Genomic DNA, 23807 nt, shown 5'->3' with positions numbered 1-23807 from the left:
GCCCCGTGGCGGTTCGCCACGGGGCATCCGCGTGTCGCGCGGCCGTCGCGCTCGGCAGAGGAGGTGCGGGGGACGCACCGCACGAGCGGACGCTGCCGCGCACCGGCGGAGCCGTGTCTCCTCCCCCGAGGACACCGGCGCCGCCGGGGCTCAGCGCCTACGCCGTGCGACGGCGCAGCAGGCCCGCACCTCCCAGAAGCAGCAGGGCGGCGATCGCCCACAGCGCGGGCGACGGTGCACCGCCGGTCATGGCGAGACCGGTGGCCTCACCGGAGACGGCTGCGCCCGACGCCCAGGCCATCCCGGACGCGCCCGGAGTGGTGCCGGGGTTCGTTCCGGGGGTGGTGCCGGGGTCCGTGCCCGGGTCGGTTCCGGGGTCGGTTCCCGGGTCCGTACCGGGGTCCGTACCGGGGTCCGTGCCCGGGTCAGTTCCGGGGTCGGTTCCGGGCGTGGTGCCCGGGCCGGTCACGGTGCTCTCGCCCACGACCGAGATGGCGTTGCCGCCGATCGTGATCGGAAGCGTCACGGGCAGACCCAGCTGGGTGCCGCCGAGGATGCCGCCCTCACCGGTGGTGATCCCGCCGCCGGTCGCCGGAGCGGTCGGGGTGGTCCCGGTGCCGGTGGTCCCGCCGGCGACGGTGGCGTCGTCGAGCACGGAGATCGCGTTGCCCGTCACGCCGATGGGGGCGGTGACGGGTGCGGTGACCTGGGTGCCGCCGAGGATGCCGTCCTCACCGGTGGTGATCCCGCCGGCCGCGGGTGCGGTCGGGGCCGTGCCTGTGCCGGTGGTGCCGCCGGTGACGGTGGCGTCGTCGAGCACGGAGATCGCGTTGCCCGTTACGCCGATGGGGGCGGTGACGGGTGCGGTGACCTGGGTGCCGCTGGCGGTGCCGTCCTCACCGGTGGTGGTGCTGCCGCCGGCCGCAGGTGCGGTCGGGGCCGTCGTCCCGGTGCCGGTGGTGCCGCCGGTGACGGTGGCGTCGTCGAGCACGGAGATCGCGTTGCCCGTCACGCCGATGGGGGCGGTGACGGGCGCGGTGACCTGGGTGCCGCTGGCGGTGCCGTCCTCACCCGAGGTGGCGGGCATGCCGCCGGTGGCGGGTGCGGACGGGGTGCCGCCCGTGCCGGTGGTGCCGCTCGTGGCGTTGTCTCCCAGGAGCGAGATGGCGTTGCCGGTCACGGTCACGGGGGCCGTCACCGGGGCGACGACCTGGGTGCCGCTGGCGGTGCCGTCCTCACCCGAGGTGGCGGGGGCGCCGCCGTTCGCGGGTGCGGTCGGGGCCGTGGTCCCGGTACCGGTGGTGCCGCCGGTGACGGTGGCGTCGTCGAGCACGGAGATGGCATTGCCGGTCACGCCGATGGGGGCGGTGATGGGTGCGACGACCTGCGAGCCGCCGACGACGCCGTCCTCACCCGAGGTGGCGGGGCTGCCGCCGTTCGCGGGTGCGGTGGGAGCCGTGCCGGTGCCGGTGCCGCCGGTGCTGGCGCTGTCGCCGAGCAGCGAGATGGCGTTGCCGGTCACGGTCACGGGAGCCGTCACGGGGGCGACGACCTGCGTGCCGCTGGCCGTGCCGTCCTCACCGCTGGTGCCCGCATCGACGCCGGTCGCGGGAGCCGGTGCTGCGGCCTCCGCGTCGGTCGAGGCCGACTCGCTGTCGCCCAGGAGCGACAGCGAGTTGCCCGACACGGTCACCGGGGCGTTCACCGCGAGCAGGGCCTGCGTGCCCGAGAGCACACCGTCCATGCCGTCGGTGTCGAGGGAAAGCACCCCGGCCGCGTCAGGGGCCTGGGGAGCCGCGCTCTGGGGTGGAGCGGCGGCCGGGGTGCTGGTCGTGGAGTCGTCGGTGAGGCTGATCGCGTTGCCCGACACGGTGACGGGCAGGTTCACGGTCACGACCGCCTGGGTTCCCGACGCGGTGCCCGAGCCGCCGTCCGTCTCCGCAGCGGGTGCGGGAGCCGGAGCGGGGGCCGGTGCCGGAGCGGGGGCCGGGGCCGGAGCCGGGGCCGGTGCGGGAGCCACCGCATCGCCGAGCACGGAGATCGCGTTGTCCACGACCGTGATCGGCGCCGTGATGGGTGCCACCGCCTGGGTGCCGGAGAGCAGTCCGTCGTCTCCGGATGTCTCGGCCGCATTGGCGGCCGTCGCGCCGAGCAGGGTGATCCCGCCGGCGAGGAGCGCGCCCCACAGGGCTCGCTTCGCGTAAGTACGCATGATGGTTCTCCTGACATGACTGGGGTGTCTGATGGGTGCACGCGATGAGGTGCGCGCGCAGCACGGCATCTGCCATCCGCGGGGATGGCGCGACGGTCAGTCAGTCAGGAGAGACGTCGGTGTCGGCGACGGGCGAGCCGGGGAGGGCATCGTCCGAGGCGCCGGCAACCCGCTCCCAGGCACGGAGCGGGAGCACGCCGTCGTCGCCGAGGCGAGCGTGGGCGTACGGGGTGCCTCCGCCGGAGGTGGCGGAGGAAGACGGGGCGGCGGGGGCACCGGGGGGTGCGTTGCCGGGCGTGGGGGTGTGATCGCCCTCGGCAGGGTCGGCGGGCGGCGTGGCCCCCTCGGCGCGTTCGTCGGAGGCGCCGGAGATCGCGGCGGACACGCCGGGCGTCGTCGCGCCGGGCAGCGCGGACGCGGGCGCGGAGGTGAGAGCCACCGCGGCGGCGGGGAGCGATCCGTCGCTCACCGGCGGAATTCCGGGCTGGAGGCCGTCGATCACGGGCGGCACGGTCTCGTCGACGGTGCCGCCGATCACGCCGGTCACGTCATCGACCACGCCCACCACCTCGGTCACGAGGTCGGACGCGCCGGAGTCCACGACGATCCCGCCGACGATCGGAAGGCGGCCGACGGCGTCGAGGATCGGTGCGGTCACGCGCGAGATGGGCGAGTCCGCGAGGAGGTCGGTGGTGGTGTCGACGACCGACGAGGTCGCGTCCGTCACCGTGCCGAGCACGGGCGCCGCGACCGACCCCACGACCGGCACGCTCTCGACCGTCTCCGTGACCGTCTCGACGACGGCGGGCGCGGCCTGCACGGGGGCGACCGCCTGCGAGACGACGGGGGCGACCACCTGCGTCACCACCGGGGCGACCACCTGCGTGACGACGGGCGCGGCCACCTGGGTCACGACCGGGGCGACGACCTCGTTCACGACGGGTGCCGTCACGGCGGTCACCGTCTGCGTGACCGCGGTGGTCAGGGAGTCGAGCGGGCCGGGCTTCTGCTCGTCCGCGTGAGCGGATCCGCCACCGGTGAGCACCGTGAGTGCGGCCCACGCGAGCGCGCCGAGGCCACCCCAGAGAACGACGGCGGGTACGCCGCGTCGGGTCGCTCGAGCGCTCACGTCGTCCTCCCCCTCTGAAGGCAACGCCATATCGATACGGGTGTGTCGATGGGGAGCAGAATACTCGCGGGGTCCCACCCTGTCCAGGCCCATTTACAACCGCGACGGGTGGTGTCAGATCGTGACGCGCCCGGCGGATTTCCGGCTTGACTTTCCCCAAGTTCTACACATGTCGCTCCGGCAGGGGAAACCTTCAACGCGCGATTTAAGCTCGTTTCCATCCACAGGGTGGGGAAACGAGAAATCCCAGTTCAAGCGTCATAAAAAAGTTCTTCTTCACCACACTCCACCGGGTTATCCACACCCGTTCTGCACAGACACTCCGCGTTTCTCCGCACGCTCTCCACATGGTTATCCACAGGCTGTGTTGCACCGTGTGGAGACCGCTCATAGCGTGGTCGAGCGACCGAATGTCGGGGGCCCCTGTTTGTCTGGAACCGGCCGCCGCGCGGGCGTGGAACCACCGACGACCACTCGTCATCCGCTGTCGGAGTTCCGCATCGGAACCGTCGCATCGAAGGGAACACTGTGTCGATCGCCGACATCTCGGAGGAGCGCCTGGGAGGGCAGCGTCCGCCCGAGCGCACCCCGCCGCACGACCTCCTCGCCGAGCAGAGCGCCCTGGGCGGCATGCTGCTGTCGAAGGACGCGGTGGCCGACGTGATCGAGACCCTCAAGGGCGCCGACTTCTACATCCCGAAGCACGAGCTGATCTTCGAGGCGATCCTGTCGCTCTACTCGCACGGCGAGCCGACCGACGTGGTCGCCGTCACCGACGAGCTCATCAAGACAGGCGAGCTGAGCAAGGCCGGCGGCGCCGACTACCTGCACACGCTCACCTCGATCGTGCCGACTGCCGCGAACGCAGGCTACTACGCGGGCATCGTGTCGGAGCGGGCCATCCTCCGCCGGCTGGTCGACGCGGGCACCCGCATCGTGCAGCTCGGCTACGACGGCCAGGGCGACGCGACCGACATCGTCAACAACGCGCAGGCCGAGATCTACTCCGTCACCGGTTCGGAGACCGCCGAGGACTACGTGCCGCTGACGGTCGCGGTCGACGCGGCGGTCGAGGAGATCGAGGCGGCGAACGGCCGCGACGGCTCCATGACGGGCATCCCGACCGGTTTCCGTGAGCTCGACGAGCTGACCAACGGCCTGCACGGCGGCCAGATGATCGTCGTCGCCGCCCGACCGGCCATGGGAAAGTCGACGCTCGCGCTCGACTTCGCGCGCGCCGCCTCCATCGGCCATGACTTCCCCTCCATCTTCTTCTCGCTCGAGATGGGCAAGAGCGAGATCGCGATGCGTCTGCTCAGCGCCGAGGGAGCCATCCCGCTGCAGAACATGCGCAAGGGAACGCTCGACCCGCGCGACTGGACCACGGTCGCCGCGACCCGCGGCCGCATCAACGACGCGCCCCTCTACATCGACGACAGCCCGAACATGACGCTCGTCGAGATCCGCGCCAAGTGCCGGCGGCTCAAGCAGCGTGCCGGGCTGCGCATGGTCATCATCGACTACCTGCAGCTGATGACCTCGGGCAAGCGCGTCGAGTCCCGTCAGCAGGAGGTCTCGGAGTTCTCGCGAAGCCTCAAGCTCATCGCCAAGGAACTGCAGGTGCCGGTGATCGCGCTGTCGCAGCTGAACCGTGGTCCCGAGCAGCGGCAGGACAAGAAGCCCGCCATCAGCGACCTGCGTGAGTCGGGCTCGATCGAGCAGGACGCCGACATGGTGATCCTGCTGCACCGCGACTCCGTGTACGACAAGGACGTGCGTCCGGGCGAGGCCGACCTGATCGTGGCCAAGCACCGTAACGGCCCGACGGCCACCATCACGGTCGCGTTCCAGGGCCACTACTCCCGCTTCGCCGACATGGCCCCCGGCGGCGACTTCAACTGATCTGCGCACGGAACGCCGGTCGCCCGGGCCCGTCGCGCTGGCGCGGGCGGGCGCATCCTGACAAGCTGACGGGATGAACCGCACCCGCGCCATCGTCGCCGTCGTCGCGGGGGTGGCGGTCGCCGGTGTCGCGGCCCTCGCCGTCCCGGCTGTCGTCTCCGCCGTCTCCGCGCCATCCGAGACGTTCACGCACGCGCCGGCACCGGCCCCCGCCGCGGTCGACGAGTCGGAGTCCGCACCGGGCGAGGGCGACCTGGTCGATCTCGGCGACGGCGTCTCCGTGCCCGCGGGCGGTCCGGGGGAGTGCACCACGAACTCGCTCATCAACATCGTCGCCCAGGACGGAGAGGCACCGCATGCGAAGCTGCTCGGCGACCTCGTCGAGATGGGGGCGTCCGACCTCGCGAACGGCACCCCCGTGCTCGGCGGCGACGGCACGGTCGTCGCCTACGAGGTCGCCCCGGGCGACAGCCTGATCGCGATCGGCCAGCGGTTCTGCATCGACTACGTCACCGTCTCGATGTACAACCACGTCGACGGCATGACCGTGCACCCGGGCGACGTGCTGATCCTCCGACCCGACCCCGCCCTCCCGTGGATCGACCAGTACGGGCCGTTCCAGGCGGAGGCTGGCACCTCCACCATCCCCTACGCCAACGCGTTCATCGAGTTCTCGAACGCGATCGCCGCGGGCGACCTGGGCGCGGCGCGCGTCGTGTGGCAGCGCCTCGGCCCCGACGTCTCGCCGGAGGGGCAGGCCGTGGTCACGCAGGCCCTCGCCGACGAGGACTGGGACGTGCTGCACCAGCTCTTCCCGTGACCTCGCGCCACAGGCCCTTGTGGCTCCCGCCCCGGCGGGTGTAAGACGGAGCCAGTCGATGGACTGGGGTTCGACATGGGGACGTGGACGCGCGCACGGCGTCGTGCGCTGGCGGTGGTCGGAGCGACCGTGATGCTGGTCGGCGCGCTCGTGCCCGCCGTCGCCTCCGCCGCCGACGAGACCTTCACGATCGTGGTGCTGCCCGACACACAGGGCTACACCGTGTCGAGCACGTACGAGCAGACGATGGCCGCGCAGACGCAGTGGATCGTCGACTCCCGCGCGCAGCTCAACACGAAGTTCGTGATCCAGGTGGGCGACCTCGTCGAGTCGTGGCCGAACGTGAACCACTGGGAGCGCGCGAGCCGGTACATGAAGACGCTCGACGACGCGGGCGTGCCGAACTCGGTGCTGCCGGGCAACCACGACCTCGACATCACGACCGGCGAGTCGAGCACGTACGACAGCTACTTCCCGCCGAGCCGGTACTCCGCCGCCTCGTGGAACAGCCCGACGGTGTCGTACGGCGGATACCTGGGGCAGAACCAGTTCGGGCCCGACGGCATCGACCGCAAGAACAAGGACAGCTACAGCCTGCTCACGGTCGGCGACACGAAGCTGCTGCTGCTGAGCCTCGAATTCGAGTCGCCCGCCTACACCCTCGCGTGGGCCCAGCGCGTGCTCGACGCCCACCCCGACCGCAAGGTCATCCTCGCCACGCACGGCTTCATCAACACGGGGGGCACGCGCGCCACGCACGTCATCCGCACCGACGTCACCCCGGTGTCCGCGGTGACGCTGTGGAACGACTTCGTGTCGCAGAACTGCTCCATCTTCCTTGTCGTCAACGGCCACTGGCACGACGGCGACATCGGCGAGGCGCGACGCACCGACCCGAACTCCTGCGGCACGCCCGTGCACCAGATCCTGTCGAACTACCAGAGCCGCGCGAACGGGGGCAACGGCTGGCTGCGGTACTACACGTTCGATCCCGCCGCGGGCACGGTCGACGCCTTCACCTACTCGCCGACCCTCCAGCAGTACGAGACCGACGCCGGGAGCCGCTTCACCCTCCCGGTCGACCTGGAACCCGGCACGGACGAGGTGCTGCTCGCGGGCGGGTCGACGTGGAAGTGGCGCAACTCGACGCAGGCGTGGCCGACGGGGTGGACGACCCTCGGCTTCGATGATTCCGGGTGGGGTTCGGGGAGGGCCCCACTCGGATGGGGCACCGGTGCCGTCACCTCGATCGACCTCGGGCCGCCGAGCACCAACCGCGCCCGCGCGATGCTCTTCCGCACCACCGTGACCCTCGCCGACATCGACGAGCTCAGTGGCGTGACCGTGAGCACCCGGGCCGACGACGGGGTGGCGGTGTGGGTCAACGGCACGCTGCTGGGCACCTCGCACCTGCAGTCGACCGCGCCGACCAGCGCGACCTATGCCGACGCGGTGCGCTCGACGAGTGTCGCGACCGCCGACCCCGCCGTGTTCGCGGTGCCGTCCGGACTGCTGCGCGAGGGGGCGAACGTGATCGCCGCCTCGGCCCACGTGAACTACCGCGGCACGCCGGACAGCACGTTCGACCTGGTGATGACCGCACGCCGCACGACCGTCGACCCCCCGCAGGACCCTCCGGGCGCCCCCGCGGCCACCGCGACCGCCACGTCTCCCACGAGCGTGGACATCGCGTGGTCGCCGGGCCCCGGAGGTGCGGTGAGCGGTGTGGAGGTGTCGCGCCCTGGCATGACGACGCTCACGGGGACAGGGGCGACGGGGGTGGTGACGGACGCGGCGGCACCGGCGGGGAGTGCGGTGTCGTACGCGGTGGTCGCGATCGGGCCGGACGGTGCGCGGTCCGCCGCGACCACGGTCTCCGTCACCACACCTCCCGCGGCGACGCCCGTGCCGGTCACGCTCGTGCGCAGCGACGCCGCCTGGCGCTTCCGCTACGCGGCCGGAGCCTGGCCGACCGGATGGACGGGCGTCGCGTTCGACGACACGGCGTGGGGGCAGGGCGCCGCACCGCTGGGCTTCGGCAGCGGCATCACGACGGTCGTCGACGTGCCACCCCCCACCACGCAGCGCCCCATCAGCATGCTGTTCCGCACGTCGTTCACGGTCACCGACCCCGCGAAGCTCTCCGAGCTGGTGCTCACGGCGCGCGCGGACGACGGGGCGGTGGTGACGGTCAACGGCGTCGAGGTCGGCCGGCTCCGCATGCCGACGACGACCGTCACCTCGACCACGTACGCCACCGCGGCGCCGAACACGGCCGCCGCGGTCGCCTCACCGCTCGTGATCCCGATCCCCGCGTCGTCGCTGCGCGCCGGCGTCAACGTGATCGCCGTGTCGACGCACCTGAACTACCGCTCGACTCCCGGCGTCTCGTTCGTCGCGACGCTGGAGGGCAAGACCCTTCCCTGAGCCGCGTGCTCGCGCAGGGCGAGGTGCACGCGACAGGAATGCGCGTCGGTGAACGGCAGCACGCGATCGATCACGACCGGTCCGCCCGCGCGCTCCAGCAGTGAGCGCAGCAGCTCCTCGTGCACGCGGCAGGCGACCGGTCCGTCGTCGGCGAGCAGGGCGTGGAAGCGGCACGGTGCGAGCTCGATCGTCAGCGCCTCCTCGTCGACCTCGGGCTCCAGCCCCACCTCGTCCAGGTGGTGGTAGAGCGCGTCGAGCTGGTGCGTCGCGTCGGTCGGCAGGGTGGACTCGGTCGCCGGGAGCACCGCGCGCATGAGATCGCCGTGCCGGATCGCCTCACGCAGATGCCGCTCCGCGACCTCGTTGCGATCGGTCGCTGTCACCACCGCGAAGCGCAGCCGGGGTCGTCCACGGCGGCCGGTGTGCTCGACCTCGGAGCGCACGTGCCCCTCCTTCTCGAGGATCCGGAGGTGATCGCGGAGGGTGTTGACGTGCAGGCCGGTGATGGCGGACAACTCGGCGAGACCGATCCCCGGGGTGTCGAGCAGGGCGTCGAGGACCCGCAGGCGACTCGACTGGGCAAGACCGCGGTAGGCGTCGATAGGACGTGGCATGTTACCTATTATCCGCGCAGGTCGGAAAACCGGCGAATTGCACGGCCCGCGTCTGCGCAGGCTCCCGGCCGCCTGGGTAGCGTGGGGCCATGACCGGCGGACGTCTGACCACAGCACTGCGACTGCTGCTGCCCGCGTTCCTGCTCGGCGCGATGGTCGCCATCTCGTTCCTCGAGGCGCCGCTCAAGTTCCTGGCGCCGGGCGTGACCATCCCGATCGGACTCGGCATCGGGCGCCTGGTCTTCACCGCGCTCAACGTGCTCGCGGGTGTCGTGCTCCTCGTGCTGACGGTCGTCACGGTGCGGGCGCGCGCCGGGCGCACCGTCGGGGTGCTGCTCACCGCGATCTGGGTCGTGTTCGCCGTCGAGGTCGCGGTGATCCGTCCCGTGCTCAACCGCCGCAGTGATCTGGTGATCGCGGGGTCTGCCGCTCCCGGGACCGACGGGGCGCACTATGCCTACATCGCGGCCGACACGGTCCTGGTCGTGCTGCTCGTGGCGCTCACGATCGTCACCGTGCGCTCGGTGCTGCCCGATCCTGCGGCGACGCCGGCTCCAGGAGCGTCCGCGCGCAGTCCCGGGCCACGAGGAACGGACCGTTGAACGTCCCCATCCCGACCGTGACGATCGCCCCTTCGTAGAGCAGCATCATCGCCTCGGCACGCCGGTCCGGATGGTCGAAGCCCGCCTCGGCGAGCAGCTCGTGGAACAGCGACAGCAGCCACGTCTTCTGCCGCGACGCCTCGGCGAGCACGAGGCGCTCGTCGTCTCCGCCGTCGATCTCCGCACGGGCGTTGATCGCGCTGCACCCCTTGGGGCTGTTCTCGTCGGACCAGGTGATGGCGGCATCGAACACGGCGAGCACGCGGTCGACGCCCGGTTCCGGCACGCGGGCGAGGTGCGCGGCGACGTGATCGCGCCAGCGGGCGTCTCGGTGCTGGAGGTAGGAGACGACGAGCGCCTCCTTCGAGCCGAACCGGTCGTACAGCGTCTTCTTCGTCACTCCGGCGGCCGCCGCGATGGTGTCGACGCCGACGGTGTGGATCCCCCGTTCGTAGAACAGCCGGGACGCCGCGTCGAGCACGCGCTGTGCTCCCGGGGTCAGGGGGACGAGTTGCGGGGTCTCCTGGGGCATGACACGAGTATACCGCCCTGTATAGTCAGGATCATGAGTAAACAGATCGGTGTACTTCACGGGGCGTTGACCGTCGCCGCCGCCGTCGCCTTCGTCGCCACGTGGAGCTCGGGTTTCGTGATCGCCGCCTTCGCCACGGCCGATACCTCCGCCCTCACCCTTCTCGTCTGGCGGTTCGTCCTCCTCGCGATCGTGCTGCTCCTTCTCGTCGGCGCGACCCGGGCGGCACGGGGTGTCACGCCGCGCGAACTCGGCGTCCAGGCCGCGATCGGGTTGTTCGCGCAGTTCGGCTACTGCGCCGCCGTGTGGGGCGCCGTCGCGGCCGGCATCGCCACCGGGACGGTCGCCCTCATCGACGCCGTGCAGCCGCTCGTCGTCGCCGCCCTGGTCGGCCCCCTCCTCGGCCTGCGCGTGCGCGGCGCCCAGTGGGCGGGGCTCGGGGTGGGTGCCATCGGCGTGGCCCTCGTCGTGCACTCCCAGCTCGGCTCCGCCGCGGCCACTCCCGCGGCCTACCTGCTGCCCGTGACCGCGATGGTGTGCCTCGTGATCGGCACGTTCCTCCAGCGGCGGTCGTCCGCGCACACGGGGGTCCTCGTGACCCTCGCCGTGCAGGTCACCGTCACGGCCGTCGTGCTGCTCGTGATCGCCCTGCTCGCCGGAGCGCTCGTCCCTCCGGCCACGGCGGGGTTCTGGACCTCGGTCGCGCTCGCCGCCGTGTTCCCGACGCTCGGCGCCTACGGCCTGTACTGGTGGCTGCTGCGTCGCGTGGGCATCACCGCACTGCAGGCACTGCTGTTCCTCATCGCACCGGCCACCGCACTCGCCGGGGCACTGCTGCTGGGCGAGCCGTTGACCGTGCTCACCGCCGCCGGCTTCGTCCTGTGCGCCGGGGGTGTGACGCTCGTGCTCGCGGGCGAGCGGGAGGCGCGGACCGAGGGGGCGGAGGCTCAGGGCCGGACGCGCACCGCCCGGCCCTCGAACGCGACCACGTCGCCATCGTGCAGTTGACGACCACGGCGGCGGTCGACCTCACCGTTCACGGTCACGAAGCCGTCGATGATGACCTCCTTCGCGTCGCCGCCCGAATCGAGCAGACCGGCGAACTTGAGGAACTGGCCGAGGCGGATGACCTCACCGCCGATGGAGACCTCGTCGATCGGATCGGAGTTCGTCATGCCTGCATCGTATCGGCCGCCCGCCGCGTCTCAGTCGTCGAGGTCCGTGCCGACCACGGCGAAGGAGGCATCGAACTCGATGTCGACCGAGCGGTTGTCCGCCGTGAGCACGGAGGCGTCGTAGGGGCTCACATCGTCGGCGTCGACGTCGAGGTCGGTGATCATGCCGTCGGCCTCCGCGAGCGCGGCCTCGACCAGCGCCCGGATGGTCTCGTCGTCGAGCGTGAGCGTCGGCCCCGTGTCGTCGTCGTCCGCCTTCTCGGTCGCCACGACGGACGCCTTCAGGTCGTCGTCCACGCGCACGTCGCTCTCGTCGCCCGTGGCCGTGGTCAGCTGCACCTCCCACGTGCCGTCGCGCTTCGCGTCGATCGAGGTCACCTCGCCGTCCGCGGCTCCACGCGCCGCCTCGGCGATGTCGAGCAGCTCGTCGATCGAGGCCGTGCCGATACCGGTCACCGGTCCACCCGCACCGGCCGGCCGGTCGTCGCGGTCGCCCTCGCGCGGACCGTCGTCGTCGCGGGGGCCGTGGTCGCCGTCGCGGTGGTCGCCGTGGCGCGGTCCCTCCATCGACGGGTGGTCGTCGTCGCCGAACTCATCGCCGATCGCCGCGCCGACAGCCACTCCGCCACCCGCGAGCAGCACGGCCGCGGCGATGCCACCGCCGATGAGCAAGGCGCGCTTGCGTCCGGGCTTCGCCGGGGGAGTCGCCTCGCCTGCGGGCGCCGTGGAAGCGGGGGCGGGCTGTGCGGCGGCGGGCGCGGTCGGCTCGACCGGAACGGTGGGGGCGTCGGCGGCGGGGGTCGCGTCGGGCTGCGCGGGGGCCGGGCTCTGCGCGGCGGCGGGCTGCTCCGGGGTGCCGGGCTGCTCCGGGGTGGGGTTCTCGGGGGTGGGGTTCTTGTCGTCCATGTCCCGATGGTCTCGCGGGGGCGCTGAAGCCACCCTGAAGCGTCCTGAAGCGCTCTTCAGGAATGCCGTGCGGCGTCTCAGTCCGCGGAGGGCAGGGTCACGACGAACCGCGCCCCGCCCCATCGCGAGTCGTCCACCGTGACGGTGCCGTGCGCCGCGGTCGCGATGCTGCGGGCGATCGCCAGGCCCAGACCGCTGCCGCCCGCATCACGGCTGCGCGCCTCGTCGAGTCGCACGAACCGCTCGAAGATCCGCTCCCGCTCGGCCGCCGGCACGCCCGACCCGTCGTCCTCCACGGTCAGGAACACGTGCTGCTGCACCGTGGTGACCCCGATCGCCAGACGACCGCGGGCGTGGCGGGCGGCGTTGTCGGCGAGGTTGCGCACGAGCTGCGCGAGCAGCCGGGGGTCGCCCGACACCCGGGCGGCGCCGATGCCCGACCCGTCCACGTCGAGCCCCGCCGCGCGCAGGCGTCGCACCTCGGTGAGGGCGATGTCGTCGAGGTCCACCGGCTCCGCGGCACCCGCCACCCCCTCGTCGAGGCGGGCCAGCAGCAGGAGTGACTCGACGATGCCCTGCAGGCGCAGGCCCTCCTCCGACGCCACGTCGGCGAGCTCGCGGATGCTCGTGACCTCGGGGTGCGACTGTGCCAGCTCGGCGTGCTGACGGATGGTCGCGAGCGGCGACCGCAGCTCGTGCGAGGCGTCGGACACGAAGCGGCGCTGGGCGGTCGCGGCGGCGTCGAGCCGGTCGAGCATGCCGTTCATCGTGGTCGCGAGGGACGCGATCTCGTCGCCCGTGTCGGGCACGGGCACGCGGCGGTCGAGGCGCTCCGCCGTGATGCCGTCGACCTCCGTGCGGATGCGCGAGACCGGACGCAGGGCCCGCCCCGTGACGAGCCAGGTGGTCGCGGCGACGAGCACCAGCAAAGCGGGGACGGCGACGGCCAACAGCGTCGCGACCGTGGCGAGCGTCTCCGCGTCGTCCTCCATCGGCACCGCCAGCACCAGGCTCTCACCGTCGTCGAGGTCGTCCGACACGACCACCATCCGCTCGCCGTCGATCACGAAGCTGCGCGGGTCGTCGTGCACGGGCAGCGACCCCGATCCGAGGAGCTCCTGCGCCTCCTCGCTCGCGCGACGCACGGTCCCGTCGCGTCCGATCAGCTGCACGATGTCGTCGTCGAGCAGCTCGGGACCGGGGCGCCCCGGACCCTCGAAGCGCTGCACCAGCTCCTCCAGGCGCTGCTCGGCGGCGCGCTCCCTGGCGCCGTGGATGCTCGCGCTGAGCACGCCGTAGAAGGAGAAGGCGCCGATCAGCAGGGCCACCGCCACGACTACCGTCGCGCCGAGCGTCGTCCGGCCGCGCACCGAACGGAGGAACCGGCTAGCCACCGTCGGCCGCCAGCCGGTAGCCCGCCCCGCGGATGGTCTCGATAGCCGCGCGCCCGAACGGCTTGTCCACCTTGCGCCGCAGATGGCCGACGTACACCTCGACGATGTTCGGGTCGCCGTCGAAGTCGTCGTCCCAGACCCCCGCGATCAGGTCGCGCTTGGAGAGCACCTGGCCGCGGTGCCGCATCAGGTGCTCGAGCACCGCGAACTCCCTGGCCGTGAGGCTGATCGGCGTGTCGCCGCGCCATACGTGATGCGCCGCGGGATCCAGGCGCAGATCCCCGGCCTCCAGCACGGTGGGACGGGCAACGGCCCCGCGGCGCACCAGGGCCCGCAGCCGTGCGACCAGGATCGCGAACGAGAACGGCTTCGTGACGTAGTCGTCGGCGCCGGTCTCGAGGGCCTCGACCTGATCCCACTCGCCGTCCTTCGCGGTGAGCATGAGCACGGGCGTCCAGTTCTCCTCCGCCCGCAGCGCCTCGCACACCTTCCAGCCGCTCATGCCGGGCATCATCAGGTCGAGCACGATCGCGTCGTACCGCGTCTCCCGTGCCCGCCACAGTCCGTCGACCCCGTTGTGTGCCACGTCGACCGCGAAGCCCTCGGCCTCGAGCCCCCGACGCACGCCCTCCGCCAGGCGCACCTCGTCGTCCACCACCAGGATCCGCATCACCCCAGTGTGGCGGCTCGACGCTGAATCGCCGCTGAAGCGCGGCGTGCAGCGGGGTCAGGCGAGTGCGGCCTGCACCCGCCGGATCACCGCGCCGAGGTCGCCCGCGGCCAGCAGCCCGGGGCCGAGCGGTCCGACGGTGTCGGTGCCGAGGAGGGGCAGGGAGCGCAGGGCCGAGGCTGCGGCGGGGGAGAGGAGGGCGAGCTGCTGCGTCACCTCCCGGTCGCGGGCGCGGGGGTCGTCGGGATGCGCGAGCCCCACGGCGACCGCGGCATACGCGGCCGCCCCGAGTGCATGCGCTCCCATGTGCGCCACCCCCGCGGCCTGGGCGGCGGCACGCGCGGCCGCTCGTCCGGCCGGGGTCGCGGCACTCCCCGCCGCCCGGCCTGCCACGAACCGCCGCCGGATCTCACCCGCGGCGGAGAGCTCCCCGCGTGCGAAGGCCCTGGTCCTGGCGATGGCGTCGCGTGGGCGGTCATCGCCGGGGGCGTCCGCCTCGAACAACGGCAGCACGCGGTCGGCGCAGTCCGCGGCCCACACGGCGACGGTCCGGCGCTGCCCCTCGGTCATGCCCTGAGCGGTGCCCACGGTCACCGCCCTCGGCCCCACGACAGCTCAGGGAACTCGCTCCCCGGCTGCGGTGTCATGGCGAGCGCGCCGTCGAACGATCGCACGGCCTCGATGATCTGCTGTCTGTCCATGCTTCAATGGTCCGGTTGCAGTGCCTATGGAGTCTTGGCTGCGGAGAACAGGGGGTTACGGGTGAGCAACCCTCCAGAGCGGGTCAGGAGCACGGCGGAGATCGGTCGGAGCGTCGGCTACTCGGTGCAGCAGGTCCGCGACCTGGAGCGGCTCGGCATCATTCCCCCGGCGGTCCGCGCGGCGAACGGCTACCGGCGCTACGGTGCACGGCACGAGACCGCGGCGCGGGCGTACCGGGAGCTGGCCGCGGCCATCGGTCCGGTGGCGGCCCGCGCGCTCATGCCGATGCTCATCCGGTCCTCGGTCGAACGGGCCGCCGAGCGCGTCGACGCCCTCCACGCCGACCTCGCCGACGAGCGCAGCCGGCTGCGGGAGGCGCTGCGCGGTCTGGAGGTCGCGGTGTCCGACGCCGACGACGTGTTCGACGACGCCGACGAGATGACGGTCGGTGAGCTCGCCCAGGCCCTCGGCGTGCGGACCTCGGCGCTGCGCCACTGGGAGCACGAGGGGCTCATCCGCCCGATGCGCGACGGCAGGAGCGCCCGCCGCTACGGCTCGGGCGCGATCACCGAGGCCCGCGTGGTCGCCGCACTCCGGTCGGGCGGCTACGGGATCCCGGCCATCACCCGGATCCTGGAGGAGCTGCGGACGCACGGCGAGAACGGAGGGCTGCAGAGCATCCTCGCCGCCCGGCTCGACGCCCTCACCCGCCGCAGCGTCGCGCTGCTGGCGGCGGCGGGCAGCCTGCATGCACTGCTCGCCGACACCGACCGCGCGGGCGGCGCGGACACCGCGACGCCCGCCGGAGCCGGCGGTCCGGGAGGGGAGGATCCCGCGGCCCGCGCCCCTAGGCTGGACGTATGACCAAGAACATCTGGACCGTGCTCGGCGTGATCCTCGCTGTCGTGATCGCGTGGTGGATCGTCAGCGCCCTGTTCTCGGTGCTGTGGTTCATCGCGAAGCTCGCGATCGTCGCGGTCGTGGCCGTCGTGGTGTTCCTCGTGCTGCGGAACCTGTTCTCCCGCGACGCCGACTGACGCCGCTCAGGCCCGCGCCGCCGCCCCCACGCGGTACTGCGCGGCGCGGTGCGTGTCCTGCACGCGGTCGCCGCGCCCGTGGAGCTTGTGGCGCAGCGTGCCGGGCGTGTACTCCTCGGGGTACGCGCCGCGCTCGCGCAGCACCGGGATCACGTGCTCGATCACGTCCTGCCACGTGCCGGGCGTGACCGCGTAGGCGAGGTTGAAGCCGTCGATGTCGGTCTGCTCCACCCACGACTGCAGTTCGTCGGCGATCTCCTCGCCCGAGCCGACGACCGTGGGTCCGAGTCCGCCGATGGCGTTGTGTCGCCCGAAGTCGCCGACCGTCCACTCCCGGCCGAGATCCGCCTCCTCCTTCAGGTGCTGGAGCACCGACTGGATCGCGTTGGACTCCACGTTCCCCACGGGTTCGTCTTCGCCGTACTGCGACAGGTCGACGCCCATCCAGCCCGACATGAACGTGAGGGCACCCTCGGGACTCGCATACGACAGGTACTCCGCGTGCTTCGCGGTCGCCTCCTCGCTCGTGGCCGCGGTGATCACGGTCAACAGCGTGTAGATGCGGGCGTCGTAGCGGTCGCGTCCCGCCGCCTCGAGGGCGTCGCGGATGCGCTTCACGGTGCCGGCCAGCACCTCCTTCGACGGGGCGGCGACGAAGATCGCCTCGGCGTTCTCGGCCGCGAACCGCACGCCGCGGGGGCTCGCACCGGCCTGGTAGATGACGGGGGTGCGCTGCGGCGACGGCTCGGAGATGTGGATGCCCGGCACGCGGAAGTGCGTGCCCTCGTGCCGGATCGGGTGCACCTTGGCGGGGTCGGTGAAGATGCCGCGCTCGCGGTCCTCGACCACGGCGTCGTCCTCCCACGACCCCTCCCACAGCTTGTACAGCACCTCGACGTACTCGTCGGCGTGGTCGTAGCGGTCGTCATGACCGAGCTGATCCTCCTGGCCCATGTTGCGGGCGGCGCTGGGCAGGTAGCCGGTGACGACGTTCCAGCCGATGCGGCCCTGCGTGAGGTGGTCGAGCGTGCTGAGCCGCCGTGCGAACGGGTAGGGGTGCTCGAACGCCGTGCCGGCCGTGATGCCGAAGCCGAGGTGCTCGGTCACCGCGGCCATCGCGCTCACGAGCAGGATCGGGTCGTTCACCGGCACCTGGGCGCCGTTGCGGATCGCGGCCTCGTTGGTGCCGCCGTACACGTCGTAGGTGCCGAGCACGTCGGCGATGAAGATGCCGTCGAAGGTCGCGCTCTCCAGCAGTGTCGCCAGCTCGGTCCAGTACGAGATCGTGTTGTACTGCCGCGACCGGTCGTCGGGGTGCCGCCACAGCCCGGACGACTGGTGGGCGACGCAGTTCATGTCGAAGGCGTTGAAGCGGATCTGTCGGGTCATGCGACCCATGAAACGGGACACACGGGGCCGCGGTCGAGCACCGCCGACACGCACCGAAACAATCGCGAGGGCGGCGGGCGGGGTCAGCGGTCGTAGACGTCGCGGCGGGTCAGGGGGCGTCCTCGTCGAGGCGTCGGGGGCTGGGGTCGGGAGGCAGGATCTCGATCCCGTGGTCGGCACGGCGCTGCGCCCGCCACCAGATCACGAACCCGACCGCGGTGAACACGCCGTAGAACACGTACATGAGGCCGGTCGCGTAGTAGCCGGAGCTGAACAGCAGCGGCACGCCGACCACGTCCACGGCGATCCAGATGAGCCAGAACTCCGTCCACCCCTTCGCCATGCCGTACGTGGCCAGGAGCGAGCCGACGAACGTCCAGGCGTCGGCCCACACCGGCTCCCACGACCCGAGCGCGCGGAACACCGGGGTGAGCGCGACCGTGCCGGCGATCATCACCAGCACGATTCCGACGCGGGCGCTCGTCGGCGCCCACCGCGGCACCACGCGGCCGCCCTCGGCGTTGCGCCAGCGGATCCAGCCGTACACCGCGACGGCGATGAACATGACCTGCCGGCCGGCCTGGCCGAGCAGGTGGGGGAGCGAGGGGTCGGGGCTGAGCGCCGAACCGAGGAACACGGTCAGCAGCAGCAGGTTGCCGACGATGCCGACCGGCCACGCCCACACCTTGCGCCGCATGCCGCCGAGCGCGCTCGCCAGCCCGAACGCGTTGCCCACCACTTCGCGCACCAGCAGGGTCTGCCCGCCCGGCAGCAGCCACTGCGAATTGAAGGCGTCGACGAGCCACTGCAGCAGGTCCACCGGCGTCAGTCCTCGGTGCCGGGGCGCGCGTCGGGCGAGGGGCGGTCGTCGAGCACGAGCTGCAGCATGCTGAGGTCGAGCCAGCGGCCGAACTTCGCGCCCACCTGCGGCATGCGTCCGACCTCGCGGAAGCCGAGGCGCTCGTGCAGGGCGATCGACGCCGCGTTCCCGCTCTCCACCCCGCCGATCATCACGTGCATCCCGGCGGTGCGCGCGTGTGCGATGAGCTCCTCCATGAGCGCTCGGCCGATGCCGCGGCCGCGCTGATCACCCCGCACGTAGACGGAGTGCTCGACCGTGAGCCGGTAGCCGCTGTGCGGCCGCCACTGCGCGTACGACGCGTAGCCGAGCACGCCGGTGTCGTCGGCGGCGACGATCACCGGGTATCCGCGGGCGGTCCGGTCGGCGAGCCACGCGGCGCGGTCGGCGCGGTCCACCGCCTCCTCGTTCCAGATCGCCGTGGTGTGCACGACGGCGTGGTTGTGGATCTCGGTGATCGTGTCGAGGTCGGCATCGTGGGCTGGCCTGAGCTGCACGGCGGTCATGGGGCGCTCACCAGCAGGGTCGAGACGGGGATGCAGTCACGTTCCGCACTCTATCGGGGGTGACCAGCGCGTCGCGTCATGGACAGGGTGGGGAACAGGCCCGCGGGGTCGAGGCCGACCGATTCGGCGCGGCCCGCCGGGGGTGAAGCGCAGCGCCCGGGCTGGTCGGGCGACCCGCCGTGGCCCCGGCGGTCAGCCGATGCGCTCGGAGTCGGACAGCGCAGCGCGGACGAGGATCGCGCGTCGTATGTCGGCCACGATCGGTTCCGAGAAGCGGGCGCGGTAGCGGCTCTCGCTCACGGCCGAGAACACGAACGGCAGCGCCGAGACGATGGCGACCAGCGTCGCCGCCTTGAGGAGGTTGACCGTGAGCGGAAGTGCCACGCCCTGCACCACGAGCGGCTGCACCACGAGCGCATGCACCGACGTGGGATCACCCAGCCAGGTCTGCGCGAGATCCGGAGGAACGGCGATCACCCCGATGAGAACGAGCAGCACGGCGAGCAGCAGAGCGAAGACGGCCGCCTGGACGAGGTGCGCGAGGGTCATCGCGAGCAGCATGTTGATCCGCTGCGGATGGCCGACGGTCGACGCCGGATCCGTCGACGCCGGGCGACCCTCGGCCGGTGTGCCCCGCAGCAGGTCGCGCTCCTCGTCGACGGTGAGCGCGAGCGTCGCCGGGTCGACCTCGGTCGCGCTCACCTGCAGCACGACCGCGCCGGCGAGCGCGGCCACCACCAGTGCCAGGAGCCCGAGCGCGGACCACGACAGCACGGATGCCATCTGCCAGACCTCGACCGAGAAGAACGCGAACAGCACGAGCATGAGGATGACGGGAAGTGCGATGGTCGCCATGTGCCCGATCGCGGCGAGGTTGCGGGCTGCGAGCCTCGTGGCCCACGACAGCAGCGCGCCGCCGCCGAACGCGACCAGCAGCACGCTCCCCGCGACGATCGAGAGGGATTCCGCGACCGGCGCTGCGGGCGCGCCCTCGGTGACGCCTCCTTCGAGCATCATGCCGGCAGCGCAGAGAGCGATGACCACCATCGCGGCCGCCGTGCGTCGAACCCCGCGCAGGTGGCGGAGCGTGACGCGCACCACGGCGAACCCGGCCCAGGCGAGGACGAGACTGGTCAGCAGCGCGGCGAGGATCGCGAACGCGAGGCCCGTGCCGTCCTTGGTCTCCACGAGCAGGTGCAGGGCGAACGAGAAGTCGTCGATCCCGTCGCCCGCGAGGGTCCAGTAGACGGACGCGGCGGCGATGAGCGGCGCCGACCGCGGCACGATGTCATGGAACCAGCGACGCCAGGGCACGAAGGTCGGGAGCCCCTGCGCCCGGAACCACCGGTCTGCAGCGAAGGAGGTGACGGTGATCGGCGACGGCGGACGTGGGCGCATCGGTGAAATCTAACATTTCACCCCTGCCATCCCCTGGTACGACCGGTCTCCCCGGGTGCGATCCGCTCAGGCGTGGACGTCGGCGGGGGAGGTCTCGCCCTCGTGGAAGCTCGGCTTCTTGCCGAAGAGGCGCGCGATGCCCAGCACGATCCCGACGATCACGAGGCCCCACACGAGGCCGGCGATCGCGGAGATGAGGGTGTCGACGATCCACACCACGACGCCGCCGAGGGGTTCGAGCGCGTGCTCGACCGCGTGCAGCAGATCGGCGGGGGCGTGCAGGCCGACCTCGCCGAGGTTGATCAGCACCAGGTGACCGCCGACCCAGAGCATCGCGACCGTGCCCAGCACGCTGATGAAGCGGAACACCGCCGGCATCGACCGCACGATCCGGGTGCCGGTGTGGCGCACCCGCTGCACCGGGTTCTTCGCCATCTTCAGGCCGATGTCGTCGATCTTCACCAGCAGCGCGACCACCCCGTACACGGCCACCGTCATCAGCAGCGCGATCACGGCGAGGATCGCCAGTGTCGACCAGACGTCGAGGCCCTTGTCGAGGCTGGCCAGCGAGATGAGCATGATCTCGGTTGACAGGATGAGGTCGGTGCGGATGGCGCCGAACACGAGCTTGCGCTCGTCGCGCGCGCCCTCGTCGGCATGACCGTGCTGCACCCCGAACCACTCGAGCACCTTCTCGGCGCCCTCGAAGCACAGGTACGAGCCCCCCAGGATCAGCAGGTACGGGAGCACCCACGGGGCGAACGCCGTGAGCAGCAGCGCGATCGGGATGATGATGACGAACTTGTTCACCAGCGACCCGAGCGCGATCTTCCCCACCACCGGGAGCTCACGCGCCGGCGTGATGCCCTGCACGTACTGCGGGGTGACGGCGGCGTCGTCGATCACGACGCCGGCGGCCTTGGCGGAGGCCTTCATGGCCGCGCTCAGGATGTCGTCGACGACGGCGAGCAGTCCAACGGACATGGCAGTCCTCTTTCCGGTGGGGGGAAGGTCAGACTACCGACTCCCGGGGTCAGGCCCGTGCGTCCTCCGCGGTGGCGAGTACGCGCTGCAGCGGCTGGTAGTGCTCGATCACGGCCCGGCGGTACCGCTCCACGTCGCCGGCGCGTGCCGCGTCGAGCATGTCGCCGTGCGCCTGGGCGGTCTGGGTGATGTCGTCGGGCTGGGCGATGCCGAGCTGCGGGAGCACCGCGGTGTGCACGTCCCAGAACGCGCCGACGAGCTGTCCGACCAGGCGGTTGTCGATCGCGCCGAACAGCCGGGTGTGGAAAGCCCTGTCCTCTTCGAGGAAGTACTCGCCGCGCCCGGCCTTGTCGACCATGTCGGCCACGAGCTCGTCCAGCTCCGGATCCTCCTGTGCCTGGGCGGCCTCGACCACGCGCTCGGCCATCGACAGGTCGAGGGCGAGGCGCACCTCCACCACCTCGCGCAGCGCCTGCAGCGACCCCTCGGGCGAGAGCACGCCGCGGAACACGAGCGCCTCCACCATCGGGTCGAGCGACATCGGGCCGACGTAGGTGCCGTGGCCGTGGCGGACGTCGACGATGTCGAGCGTGGAGAGCGTGCGGATGGCCTCGCGGACGGAGGAGCGCGACACGTCGAGCTCCTCGCACAGCTCGGCCTCGGTGGGCAGCGGGTCGCCGGGGGTGAGCCCGCGCGTGAGGATGAGCTGCTTGATCTGGTCGGCCGTCGTGGCACGGCGCATGCGCGATGCCCTCCCCGTGGTGGACTTCATGGGGCCCCTCTCGTGCCTGACAGAAAACGCTCCGATCATCTCACTCTTGTGATCTGATCGAACGTGTGTTTAGAGTACATCAGACATCAGATGTCCTCAAGATGTCCCCCCTTCACCCTGGAGCACACATGAACCGACACATCACCCGCCGCCGCGCGGGTCGATTCGCGATGGCGGTCGCCGGCACGGTCGCCGCGTCCCTCGCCCTCGCCGGCTGCGGCGGCGGCGCCGCCAGCACGCCGGACGAGAGCCCCGCCGCGAGCGAGGTCGACCCCGACGGCATCATCGAGGCCGGCATCTCCTACACGCTCAACGGCAGCTTCGACCCGATGGTCGCCTCCGGCGCGGTCACGGTCTCCGCCAACTGGCACATCTTCGAGGGCCTCGTCGACCTCGACCCGGTCACGCAGGAGGCCGCCCCCGCGCTCGCCGCCGACTTCCCGACCAAGGTCGACGACACCACCTACGAGATCGACCTCCGCGAGGGCGCCACGTTCCAGAACGGCGACCCGGTCACCGCCGACGACGTGGTCTTCAGCTACGAGCGCGTGCTCGACCCGGCCAACAACTCGCTGTTCCGCTCGTTCGTCGACTTCATCGACACCGTCACCGCCGTCGACGAGGACACCGTCCGCATCACCACCGACTACCCGTTCTCGCTGATCGACGACCGCCTCGGCGTCGTCAAGATCGTGCCGAAGGCCGTGGTCGAGGCCGACCCCGAGGACTTCGGTGCGAACCCCGTCGGATCCGGCCCGTACTCCCTGGTGTCCGCGGTGCCCGAGGACAAGCTCGTCTTCGAGCGCTACGACGACTACAACGGCCCGCGCCCCGCGCTCGCCGCCGGCATGAACTGGAACCTGCTCGCCGACGCCTCCGCCCGCGTCACCGCGATGTCGACCGGCACCGTGCAGGCCATCGAGGACGTGCCCTACATCGACGCCGACGCGCTCGCCGCCTCCGCCGACGTGGAGAGCGTGCAGTCGTTCGGCCTGCTGTTCATGATGTTCAACACGAAGGCCGCGCCCTTCGACGACGTGCGCGTGCGCCAGGCGCTGCACTACGCGCTCGACATGGACAAGATCATCGAGACCGGCATGCTCGGCAACGCCACCCCCGCCACCTCGTTCCTGCCCGAGGACTACCCGAACTACCACGAGGCGTCCACCGTCTACACCTACGACCCCGACAAGGCGAAGGAGCTGCTCGACGAGGCCGGGGTCTCCGACCTCGCCATCACGCTCCGCATGACCGACACCGGCTGGGTCAAGGAGGTCGCCCCGCTCATCAAGGAGTCGCTCGACGCGATCGGCATCGACACCACGCTCGACATCAGCCAGTCCGCGTCGATGTACGAGAAGATCGACTCCGGCGACTACACCGTCGCCATCGCCCCCGGTGACCCGTCGGTGTTCGGCGTCGACCCCGACCTGCTCATGAACTGGTGGTACGGCGAGAACGTCTGGACCCAGACGCGCACCGCCTGGGCCGACTCGCCCGAGTACGCCGAGCTGCGCACGCTGCTCGACACCGCCGTGACCCAGGAGGGCGACGAGCAGCAGAAGACCTGGGACCAGGCGTTCGACCTGATCTCCGACCAGGCCGTGCTGTACCCGCTGTTCCACCGCAAGCTGCCCACCGCCTGGAGCAGCCAGGAGCTCGTCGGCTTCCAGCCCGTCCCCACCACCGGCCTGTCGTTCCTCGACGTCGGCGTGGCGGCGAAGTAGCCCCGGCCCCACCCCGCGGGGGCGCGCTCGCCCGAAGAGCGCGTCCCCGC

At 71.7% G+C, this 23807-nt stretch carries 23 protein-coding genes; 8 read left to right on the top strand and 15 right to left on the bottom strand.

The genetic code is table 11. The annotated features are described in order from the left end of the window. Positions 1-157 precede the first annotated feature (157 nt). Positions 158-2212, bottom strand: coding sequence for a beta strand repeat-containing protein (locus KZC56_RS04730; RefSeq protein ID WP_247638891.1), 2055 nt, complete (start codon positions 2210-2212; stop codon positions 158-160). 100 nt (positions 2213-2312) lie between these two features. Further along, on the bottom strand, positions 2313-3341 hold the full coding sequence (locus KZC56_RS04725) for a hypothetical protein (protein ID WP_247637988.1): 1029 nt from the start codon (positions 3339-3341) through the stop codon (positions 2313-2315). Between the two features lie 528 nt (positions 3342-3869). On the opposite strand from KZC56_RS04725, the gene dnaB reads away from it, so the two are divergent. The 3 genes from dnaB to KZC56_RS04710 all read left to right on the top strand — a co-directional run bounded on the left by dnaB (position 3870) and on the right by KZC56_RS04710 (position 8490). Further along, positions 3870-5243: a replicative DNA helicase gene (gene dnaB, locus KZC56_RS04720; protein ID WP_062637804.1), complete on the top strand. Its 1374-nt coding sequence runs from the start codon at positions 3870-3872 to the stop codon at positions 5241-5243. A 73-nt stretch (positions 5244-5316) separates the two neighbouring features. Further along, complete coding sequence (locus tag KZC56_RS04715; RefSeq protein WP_247637987.1) at positions 5317-6063, top strand: LysM peptidoglycan-binding domain-containing protein; 747 nt, start codon at positions 5317-5319, stop codon at positions 6061-6063. A 75-nt stretch (positions 6064-6138) separates the two neighbouring features. After that, positions 6139-8490, top strand: coding sequence for a metallophosphoesterase (locus tag KZC56_RS04710; protein ID WP_247637986.1), 2352 nt, complete (start codon positions 6139-6141; stop codon positions 8488-8490). Here the strand turns inward: KZC56_RS04710 and KZC56_RS04705 are convergent. Next, positions 8430-9104, bottom strand: coding sequence for a winged helix-turn-helix transcriptional regulator (locus KZC56_RS04705; RefSeq protein ID WP_136028494.1), 675 nt, complete (start codon positions 9102-9104; stop codon positions 8430-8432). The two genes, KZC56_RS04710 and KZC56_RS04705, sit on opposite strands and share 61 nt — an antisense overlap. Positions 9105-9193: 89 nt before the next feature. On the opposite strand from KZC56_RS04705, the gene KZC56_RS04700 reads away from it, so the two are divergent. Beyond that, entirely contained in the window at positions 9194-9706 is a 513-nt protein-coding gene (locus tag KZC56_RS04700; protein ID WP_247637985.1) for a hypothetical protein, read from the top strand. Here the strand turns inward: KZC56_RS04700 and KZC56_RS04695 are convergent. Then, on the bottom strand, positions 9615-10238 hold the full coding sequence (locus tag KZC56_RS04695; RefSeq protein WP_247637984.1) for a TetR/AcrR family transcriptional regulator: 624 nt from the start codon (positions 10236-10238) through the stop codon (positions 9615-9617). The genes KZC56_RS04700 and KZC56_RS04695 overlap by 92 nt on opposite strands. A gap of 33 nt (positions 10239-10271) precedes the next feature. Between KZC56_RS04695 and KZC56_RS04690 the strand changes: the two genes are divergently transcribed. Beyond that, positions 10272-11246, top strand: a complete 975-nt coding sequence (locus tag KZC56_RS04690; RefSeq protein ID WP_247637983.1) for a DMT family transporter — start codon at positions 10272-10274, stop codon at positions 11244-11246. On the opposite strand, the gene KZC56_RS04685 is transcribed toward KZC56_RS04690, so the two are convergent. The 5 genes from KZC56_RS04685 to KZC56_RS04665 form a co-directional block, all read right to left on the bottom strand. Beyond that, positions 11186-11413 carry an RNA-binding S4 domain-containing protein gene (locus KZC56_RS04685; RefSeq protein ID WP_136028492.1) on the bottom strand — a complete coding sequence of 76 codons (228 nt, stop codon included), beginning with the start codon at positions 11411-11413 and terminating at the stop codon, positions 11186-11188. The genes KZC56_RS04690 and KZC56_RS04685 overlap by 61 nt on opposite strands. Before the next feature lie 30 nt (positions 11414-11443). Next, entirely contained in the window at positions 11444-12319 is an 876-nt protein-coding gene (locus tag KZC56_RS04680) for a hypothetical protein (RefSeq protein WP_247637982.1), read from the bottom strand. Between the two features lie 77 nt (positions 12320-12396). Further along, positions 12397-13713 carry a sensor histidine kinase gene (locus tag KZC56_RS04675; protein WP_247637981.1) on the bottom strand — a complete coding sequence of 439 codons (1317 nt, stop codon included), beginning with the start codon at positions 13711-13713 and terminating at the stop codon, positions 12397-12399. Then, positions 13706-14383 carry a response regulator transcription factor gene (locus KZC56_RS04670; RefSeq protein WP_136030477.1) on the bottom strand — a complete coding sequence of 226 codons (678 nt, stop codon included), beginning with the start codon at positions 14381-14383 and terminating at the stop codon, positions 13706-13708. The genes KZC56_RS04675 and KZC56_RS04670 overlap by 8 nt, the downstream gene beginning before the upstream one ends. Positions 14384-14440: 57 nt before the next feature. After that, positions 14441-14971, bottom strand: coding sequence for a putative immunity protein (locus tag KZC56_RS04665; RefSeq protein WP_247637980.1), 531 nt, complete (start codon positions 14969-14971; stop codon positions 14441-14443). Positions 14972-15145: 174 nt separating this feature from the next. Here KZC56_RS04665 and KZC56_RS04660 point away from each other — a divergent pair, with 174 nt between their 5' ends. Both KZC56_RS04660 and KZC56_RS04655 read left to right on the top strand, forming a co-directional pair. After that, positions 15146-15949, top strand: coding sequence for a MerR family transcriptional regulator (locus KZC56_RS04660; protein WP_247637979.1), 804 nt, complete (start codon positions 15146-15148; stop codon positions 15947-15949). Further along, a complete protein-coding gene (locus tag KZC56_RS04655; protein ID WP_168443063.1) occupies positions 15946-16122 on the top strand; it encodes a hypothetical protein in 177 nt (58 codons plus the stop codon). Before KZC56_RS04660 ends, KZC56_RS04655 begins: the two co-directional genes overlap by 4 nt. A 6-nt stretch (positions 16123-16128) precedes the next feature. On the opposite strand, the gene KZC56_RS04650 is transcribed toward KZC56_RS04655, so the two are convergent. The 6 genes from KZC56_RS04650 to KZC56_RS04625 form a co-directional block, all read right to left on the bottom strand. After that, a complete protein-coding gene (locus KZC56_RS04650; protein WP_247637978.1) occupies positions 16129-17511 on the bottom strand; it encodes an LLM class flavin-dependent oxidoreductase in 1383 nt (460 codons plus the stop codon). Between the two features lie 109 nt (positions 17512-17620). Next, positions 17621-18331: a nicotinamide riboside transporter PnuC gene (gene pnuC / locus KZC56_RS04645; RefSeq protein WP_247637977.1), complete on the bottom strand. Its 711-nt coding sequence runs from the start codon at positions 18329-18331 to the stop codon at positions 17621-17623. 5 nt (positions 18332-18336) lie between these two features. After that, the gene (locus KZC56_RS04640; RefSeq protein WP_136031939.1) at positions 18337-18876 is read right to left on the bottom strand and encodes a GNAT family N-acetyltransferase; all 540 of its coding nucleotides are present in this window, start codon (positions 18874-18876) and stop codon (positions 18337-18339) included. 192 nt (positions 18877-19068) lie between these two features. Further along, positions 19069-20274, bottom strand: coding sequence for a hypothetical protein (locus KZC56_RS04635; RefSeq protein ID WP_247637976.1), 1206 nt, complete (start codon positions 20272-20274; stop codon positions 19069-19071). 66 nt (positions 20275-20340) lie between these two features. Then, on the bottom strand, positions 20341-21258 hold the full coding sequence (locus KZC56_RS04630; protein WP_247637975.1) for a DUF808 domain-containing protein: 918 nt from the start codon (positions 21256-21258) through the stop codon (positions 20341-20343). A 49-nt stretch (positions 21259-21307) separates the two neighbouring features. After that, on the bottom strand, positions 21308-22030 hold the full coding sequence (locus KZC56_RS04625; RefSeq protein WP_240745299.1) for a FadR/GntR family transcriptional regulator: 723 nt from the start codon (positions 22028-22030) through the stop codon (positions 21308-21310). Positions 22031-22158: 128 nt separating this feature from the next. Between KZC56_RS04625 and KZC56_RS04620 the strand changes: the two genes are divergently transcribed. Further along, positions 22159-23757 carry an ABC transporter substrate-binding protein gene (locus tag KZC56_RS04620; RefSeq protein ID WP_136031946.1) on the top strand — a complete coding sequence of 533 codons (1599 nt, stop codon included), beginning with the start codon at positions 22159-22161 and terminating at the stop codon, positions 23755-23757. The last annotated feature ends 50 nt before the right edge of the window (positions 23758-23807 follow it).

Origin of the sequence: Microbacterium sufflavum, assembly GCF_023091155.1 — a bacterium.
GTDB lineage: Bacteria > Actinomycetota > Actinomycetes > Actinomycetales > Microbacteriaceae > Microbacterium > Microbacterium sufflavum.
Note: the sequence above shows the minus strand (reverse complement) of the source record. Positions and strands in the feature narration are given on the sequence as shown.

What these genes read in the sequence shown, in the direction of transcription:
- KZC56_RS04620 (WP_136031946.1), top strand. Translation starts at nt 22,159, where the DNA reads ATGAACCGACACATCACCCGCCGCCGCGCGGGTCGATTCGCGATGGCG.
- KZC56_RS04730 (WP_247638891.1), bottom strand. Translation starts at nt 2,212, where the DNA reads ATGCGTACTTACGCGAAGCGAGCCCTGTGGGGCGCGCTCCTCGCCGGC.
- KZC56_RS04700 (WP_247637985.1), top strand. Translation starts at nt 9,194, where the DNA reads ATGACCGGCGGACGTCTGACCACAGCACTGCGACTGCTGCTGCCCGCG.
- KZC56_RS04715 (WP_247637987.1), top strand. Translation starts at nt 5,317, where the DNA reads ATGAACCGCACCCGCGCCATCGTCGCCGTCGTCGCGGGGGTGGCGGTC.
- KZC56_RS04630 (WP_247637975.1), bottom strand. Translation starts at nt 21,258, where the DNA reads ATGTCCGTTGGACTGCTCGCCGTCGTCGACGACATCCTGAGCGCGGCC.
- KZC56_RS04705 (WP_136028494.1), bottom strand. Translation starts at nt 9,104, where the DNA reads ATGCCACGTCCTATCGACGCCTACCGCGGTCTTGCCCAGTCGAGTCGC.
- KZC56_RS04685 (WP_136028492.1), bottom strand. Translation starts at nt 11,413, where the DNA reads ATGACGAACTCCGATCCGATCGACGAGGTCTCCATCGGCGGTGAGGTC.
- KZC56_RS04695 (WP_247637984.1), bottom strand. Translation starts at nt 10,238, where the DNA reads ATGCCCCAGGAGACCCCGCAACTCGTCCCCCTGACCCCGGGAGCACAG.
- KZC56_RS04670 (WP_136030477.1), bottom strand. Translation starts at nt 14,383, where the DNA reads ATGCGGATCCTGGTGGTGGACGACGAGGTGCGCCTGGCGGAGGGCGTG.
- KZC56_RS04650 (WP_247637978.1), bottom strand. Translation starts at nt 17,511, where the DNA reads ATGACCCGACAGATCCGCTTCAACGCCTTCGACATGAACTGCGTCGCC.
- KZC56_RS04640 (WP_136031939.1), bottom strand. Translation starts at nt 18,876, where the DNA reads ATGACCGCCGTGCAGCTCAGGCCAGCCCACGATGCCGACCTCGACACG.
- KZC56_RS04710 (WP_247637986.1), top strand. Translation starts at nt 6,139, where the DNA reads ATGGGGACGTGGACGCGCGCACGGCGTCGTGCGCTGGCGGTGGTCGGA.
- KZC56_RS04635 (WP_247637976.1), bottom strand. Translation starts at nt 20,274, where the DNA reads ATGCGCCCACGTCCGCCGTCGCCGATCACCGTCACCTCCTTCGCTGCA.
- KZC56_RS04690 (WP_247637983.1), top strand. Translation starts at nt 10,272, where the DNA reads ATGAGTAAACAGATCGGTGTACTTCACGGGGCGTTGACCGTCGCCGCC.
- KZC56_RS04625 (WP_240745299.1), bottom strand. Translation starts at nt 22,030, where the DNA reads ATGAAGTCCACCACGGGGAGGGCATCGCGCATGCGCCGTGCCACGACG.
- KZC56_RS04680 (WP_247637982.1), bottom strand. Translation starts at nt 12,319, where the DNA reads ATGGACGACAAGAACCCCACCCCCGAGAACCCCACCCCGGAGCAGCCC.
- KZC56_RS04655 (WP_168443063.1), top strand. Translation starts at nt 15,946, where the DNA reads ATGACCAAGAACATCTGGACCGTGCTCGGCGTGATCCTCGCTGTCGTG.